The sequence below is a fragment of the Mycobacterium sp. TH-M15 genome (genome assembly GCF_057473705.1).
This window is the reverse complement of sequence record NZ_JBYCLB010000586.1, coordinates 1-5,241: the sequence shown is the minus strand read 5'-3', so window position 1 is coordinate 5,241 and position 5,241 is coordinate 1. Positions and strand designations below refer to the sequence as shown.

The 5,241-nt window shown below is 70.3% G+C and carries 7 protein-coding genes and 1 pseudogene; 4 read left to right on the top strand and 4 right to left on the bottom strand.

The window, feature by feature from the left end; genetic code table 11:
* Together AC2VNT_RS14510 and AC2VNT_RS14505 are read left to right on the top strand one after the other, a co-directional pair.
* On the top strand, positions 1–308 hold a 308-nt coding region (locus AC2VNT_RS14510; RefSeq protein ID WP_486947524.1), incomplete at its 5' end, for a type II toxin-antitoxin system RelE/ParE family toxin.
* Entirely contained in the window at positions 305–613 is a 309-nt protein-coding gene (locus AC2VNT_RS14505; protein WP_486947523.1) for a helix-turn-helix domain-containing protein, read from the top strand. The genes AC2VNT_RS14510 and AC2VNT_RS14505, both read left to right, overlap by 4 nt.
* 55 nt (positions 614–668) lie before the next feature.
* On the opposite strand, the gene groL is transcribed toward AC2VNT_RS14505, so the two are convergent.
* Positions 669–2,285: a chaperonin GroEL gene (gene groL, locus AC2VNT_RS14500; protein WP_486947522.1), complete on the bottom strand. Its 1,617-nt coding sequence runs from the start codon at positions 2,283–2,285 to the stop codon at positions 669–671.
* Positions 2,286–2,408: 123 nt separating this feature from the next.
* The gene (groES, locus tag AC2VNT_RS14495; protein ID WP_486947521.1) at positions 2,409–2,711 is read right to left on the bottom strand and encodes a co-chaperone GroES; all 303 of its coding nucleotides are present in this window, start codon (positions 2,709–2,711) and stop codon (positions 2,409–2,411) included.
* Positions 2,712–2,939: 228 nt separating this feature from the next.
* On the opposite strand from groES, the gene AC2VNT_RS14490 reads away from it, so the two are divergent.
* Positions 2,940–3,539, top strand: a complete 600-nt coding sequence (locus AC2VNT_RS14490) for a C39 family peptidase (protein ID WP_486947520.1) — start codon at positions 2,940–2,942, stop codon at positions 3,537–3,539.
* A 36-nt stretch (positions 3,540–3,575) separates the two neighbouring features.
* Positions 3,576–3,698, top strand: a pseudogene (locus AC2VNT_RS14485) (hypothetical protein); the annotation flags it as partial.
* A 3-nt stretch (positions 3,699–3,701) separates the two neighbouring features.
* Here the strand turns inward: AC2VNT_RS14485 and tsaD are convergent.
* Positions 3,702–4,742: a tRNA (adenosine(37)-N6)-threonylcarbamoyltransferase complex transferase subunit TsaD gene (gene tsaD, locus AC2VNT_RS14480; protein ID WP_486947519.1), complete on the bottom strand. Its 1,041-nt coding sequence runs from the start codon at positions 4,740–4,742 to the stop codon at positions 3,702–3,704.
* Entirely contained in the window at positions 4,739–5,239 is a 501-nt protein-coding gene (gene rimI, locus AC2VNT_RS14475; RefSeq protein ID WP_486947518.1) for a ribosomal protein S18-alanine N-acetyltransferase, read from the bottom strand. The genes tsaD and rimI overlap by 4 nt, the downstream gene beginning before the upstream one ends.
* Between the last annotated feature and the right edge of the window lie 2 nt (positions 5,240–5,241).

The following is a 5,241-nucleotide window of genomic DNA, read 5'->3' as shown; positions in this document are numbered from 1 at the left end:
AACACGGCCCAGTGACCCGGCGACCGTTTGTGGACACCCTCGAAGGGTCGAGGCACCCGAACATGAAGGAGCTGCGTCCGCGCCCCACCAAGGCCGGAGCCCACATCCGTGTGCTGTTCGCCTTCGATACCAGATCGCGGGCAATCATGCTGATCGCTGGAGACAAAGCTCGGAATTGGTCCAAGTGGTACGCCAAGAACATTCCCATCGCGGACGACCTATTCACTGCTCACCAGGAGCGTCTGCACGAGGCGGCTGAAGCGGCCAAGGCCGTGAATCCGAAGGCAAGAAAGGGAAAGAAACGATGACCAATCTCGATGACATGCGCCGCCGTCGTCCGGGCAACCGGACCCGTATTGACGCGATCAAAGCCGAGATGGACCGCGAAGCCGCCCAGTATCGCCTCCGTGAGCTGCGGGAAGCGGCCGGCTTCACGCAGACAACGCTCGCTGCGGTGATCGGCGTCGGCCAGAACCGCGTCTCCCAGATGGAGCATGGCGAGCTGGCCAGTAGTCGCGTGGACACCCTCCGCAAGTACGTCGAGGCGACAGGCGGCGAACTGGAGGTCTCCGTCAAACGTCCGGACGGATCACGGGTTGTCCTCAGCCTCTAGTCGAGACGAAAACACCCCCGGCCCAACAGGACCGGGGGTGCTCCGCAGCTAATACCTAATGCGCGTGGCCGTGCCCGGCGTGCGCGTCGTCCTCCTCGGCCGGCTTCTCGACCACCGCCGTCTCGGTGGTCAGCACCATCCGCGCCACCGAGGCGGCGTTGAGCACCGCCGACCGGGTCACCTTCGCCGGGTCGACCACGCCGGCCTTAGCCAGGTCACCGTAGCTCAGCGTCGCGGCGTTGAAGCCCTGCCCGGCGGGGAGCTCGGCGACCTTGCTGGTCACCACCGCACCGTCCGCACCGGCGTTGGTGGCGATCCAATACAGCGGTGCGGCCAGCGCCGCGGAGAACACGTCCACCCCGGTCGCCTCGTCACCGCTGAGCTTGGTGCGCAGCTTGTCCAGCACCGGCCTTGTGTGCAGCAGCGCGCTGCCGCCGCCGGCGACGACACCCTCCTCGACCGCGGCCTTGGCCGCCGCCACCGCATCCTCGACCCGGTGCTTGCGTTCCTTGAGCGAGGTCTCGGTGGCCGCCCCCACCTTGATCACCGCCACGCCACCGGAGAGCTTGGCCAGCCGCTCCTCCAGCTTCTCCCGGTCCCAGTCGGAGTCGGTGGCCTCGATCTCGGCCCGCAGCTGCTTGACCCGGTCGGCGATCGCAGCCTTGGTGCCACCCCCATCGACGATCACCGTGTCGTCCTTGGTGGCCACCACCCGGCGCGCCGTGCCCAGCACCTCCAGGCCGACCTCGCGCAGCAGCAGGCCGACGTCCGGGTTGACCACCTGACCGCCGGTGACGACGGCCAGGTCCTCCAGGAACGCCTTGCGCCGGTCGCCGAAGTACGGCGCCTTGACCGCGACGGCCTTCAAGGTCTTGCGGATGGCGTTGACCACCAGCGTCGACAGCGCCTCGCCCTCGACGTCCTCGGCCACGATCAGCAGCGGCTTGCCCGCCTCGACCACCTTCTCCAGCAGCGGCAGCAGGTCGGGCAGCGAGCTGATCTTCTCCCGGTGCAGCAGGATCAGCGCGTCCTCCAGGACGGCTTCCTGCGAGTCGAAGTCGGTCACGAAGTACCCGGACAGGAAGCCCTTGTCGAAGCCGACGCCCTCGGTGATCTCCAGCTCGGTCTGCAGCGTCGACGACTCCTCGACGCTGACCACGCCGTCGGCGCCGACCTTGGTCATCGCCTCGCCGACCAGCTCGCCGACCTCCTCGTCGCGGGAGGAGACCGTCGCCACCTGGGCGATCGCCTTCTTGCCGGAGACGCCGGTGGCCGCGGCCAGCAGCGCCTCGGAGACCGCGTCGGCCGCCTGGGCGATGCCGGTGCCCAGGGCGATCGGGTTGGCGCCGGCCGCGACGTTGCGCAGCCCGGCCGAGATCAACGCCTGGGCCAGCACGGTGGCGGTGCTGGTGCCGTCGCCGGCGACGTCGTTGGTCTTGGTGGCCACCGACTTGACCAGCTGCGCGCCCAGGTTCTCGAACGGGTCCTCCAGGTCGACCTCACGGGCGACGGTGACGCCGTCCATGGTCACCGTCGGGCCGCCGAACGACTTGGCCAGCACCACCGTCCGCCCGCGCGGACCGAGGGTCACCCGCACCGCGTCGGCGAGTTTGTCGGCCCCGGCCTCCATCGCCTGACGGGCGGTCGCGCTGAACTCAATCTGCTTGCTCATGGTTCTGGGCTCTTTCTAGGCTCTTTCCTGACGCGGTCCGCCCCGGAGACCGCCCCTGAACCAGGTTGGTCACGGGGATCTCCGGGGCGGATCACGGTGTTGCTACGGGGTCTGCTCGGCGACTTACTTGGAAACGACGGCCAGCACGTCGCGGGCGGACAGGATCAGGTACTCCTCGTTGTTGTACTTGATCTCGGTGCCGCCGTACTTGCTGTAGATGACAACGTCGCCCTTGGACACGTCCAGCGGAATCCGCTTCTTGCCCTCGTCGTCCCAGCGGCCGGGGCCGACGGCGACGACGGTGCCTTCCTGCGGCTTCTCCTTGGCGGTGTCCGGGATGACCAGACCCGATGCGGTCGTGGTCTCGGCCTCGTTGGCCTGTACGAGGATCTTGTCCTCGAGTGGCTTGATGTTCACGCTCGCCACGATTGGAGCCCTCCAGTTGTCTCAGCTGCGGCCGGCGTCGGCCGGACACATCGGAACGTAATTACCAGGTTTCGGCATTCGTCCGTGCCCTCACGTCGTCGTCGCGGGTGCCGACCAAGAGACCGTCCGACTGCCACCTAGCACTCTATACATGTGAGTGCTAGCACTCAAGGTCACCCCGCTGCTGCGTATAGTCAGCCGAAGAATTCCAGGCAGGGGGGGTACGTCATGCTCAACTCGATCCGCGCCGCCGGCACCGCCACGCTGGTCGCCGCGACCGCCCTCGGGCTGGCCGGGGTGGCCCACGCCGAGATGTACGGCGACCCGGCGGCGGCCGCCCAGTGGTGGCGCTACCAGCACCAGGAGGACTGCGGCCTGATGGCGGTCGCCGACGTGGTCGGCCAGGTCACCGGGCACGAGCCGCTGCAGATCGGTATCGAGCTGCGCGGGCTGTTCACGCCCAGCTCCGACCACCAGGGCAGCATCTACGAGTTCGACGGCACCTCGCCGCAGGACATGGTGGTGCTGTTGCAGCACTACGGCGTCGCCTCCGAGCTCACCACCGGCAACACCATGGACGGGATCGAGCAGGATCTTTTGGCCGGCCACAAGGTGATCGCCGGGCTGAACGCCGAGACCATCTGGAACGTCCCGGGTCAGCGCAGCACCGCCGACCACGCCGTCGTCGTCACCGGGGTCGACACCACCAACGACATCGTCCACCTCAACGACAGCGGCACCCCGAACGGCCGCAACGAGCAGATCCCGATGGCCACCTTCACCCGGGCCTGGGCCACCGGGGACAACCTGTTGATCGTCACCGAGTAGCCCGATAGCAGCAGATGTATGGATACGGCGCCGCGTCCACCGGATGACAGCCGCTGGGAGTCGGCTGATCTGCGACCGCGGGTCGGCCTTGACGACAAGGATGCCGTCTGGGCGGACCTCACCGTCCGCGATCCGGTGGAGCCCGCAGCGCGGGATTGACCCTCAGCGCAGCTGGCCGGTGAGCACCGGCAGCCCCGGGTCGGTGGCCACCGCCAGCGGCGACGGCGACGCCCCGGCGGCGATCAGCTGCGCGGCGAACGCCGCGATCATCGCGCCGTTGTCGGTGCACAGCCGCGCCGGCGGAACCCGCAGCGCCAGACCGGCCGCCGCGCAGCGCTGTTCGGCGAGCTCGCGCAGCCGGGAGTTGGCGGCCACCCCGCCGGCGATCAGCAGCGTGGAGACCTGCAGGTCGGTTGCGGCGCGCACCGCCTTCATGGTGAGCACGTCGGCGACCGCCTCCTGGAAGCCGGCCGCCACGTCGGCCGCGACGAAATCGGAGTCGGCCCGGTGTTTTTCCAGGTAGCGGGCGACCGCGGTCTTCAGCCCGGAGAAGCTGAACGCGTGCCGGTCGTCGCGCGGCCCGGTCATCCCGCGCGGGAACGCGATCGCGTCCCGGTCGCCGGTCCGGGCCAACTCGTCGAGGACCCGACCGCCCGGATAGCCCAGCCCGAGCAGCCGGGCCACCTTGTCGTAGGCCTCGCCGGCGGCGTCGTCGACGGTGCCGCCCAGCTCGACGATCGGTTCACCGAGCGACCGCACGTGCAGCAGGTGGGTGTGCCCGCCGGAGACCAGCAGCGCCACGCACTCCGGCAGCGGCCCGTGCGCGTAGACGTCGGCGGCCAAGTGCCCACCGAGATGGTTGACGGCGTAGAACGGCACCCCCCAGGCCGCCGCGTAGGCCTTGGCCGCCGCCGACCCGACCAGCAGCGCACCGGCCAGCCCGGGACCGATGGTGGCCGCCACTGCGTCCGGCCGGCGGGGCGGCTCCAGGCCGGCCGCAGCCAGCGCCCGGCGCATGGTCGGCCCGAGCGCCTCCAGGTGCGCCCGCGAGGCGATCTCCGGGACCACGCCGCCGAACCGGGTGTGCTGATCGACGCTGGAGGCCACCTCGTCGGCGAGCAGGGTCAGCGTGCCGTCGGCGTCCAGCCGGGTGATGCCCACACCGGTCTCGTCGCACGAGGTCTCGATGGCCACGATGATCATCGGCCGGCCTCCCGCCGCATCAGGTACGCGTCGGCGCCGCTGGCCCGGTAGTAGCGCTTGCGGACGCCGACCTCGACGAAGCCGACGTCGCGGTAGAGCGCGATCGCGGCGGTATTGTCGGTGCGCACCTCCAGGTGCACCACCCCGCCGTCGGCGAAGCCGAGCAGGTCGGCCAGCAGCCGCCGACCGATGCCGCGGCCCTGGTGGCCGGGCGCCACCCCGATGGTGTGCACCTCGTACTCGAACGGGGGGGTGCGCCCCAGCCGGGCGATGCCGGCGTAGCCGACCAGCATCTCGCCGACCCGGGCGCCGACGTAATGCTGGCCCCGGCCGGAGATCGCCCGCCGGAACGCCGCCGCCGGCCACGGGTCGTCGCCCCCGAAGAGCGGCGCCGACAGCGCGGCGCAGCGGGCGGCGGCGGTGTCGGGGGGCGCCCCCCCGGTGACCGACGACCCCGGCGGGCCCGCCCGGGTCGCGGCGGGGCGCCGCCGATACAGCG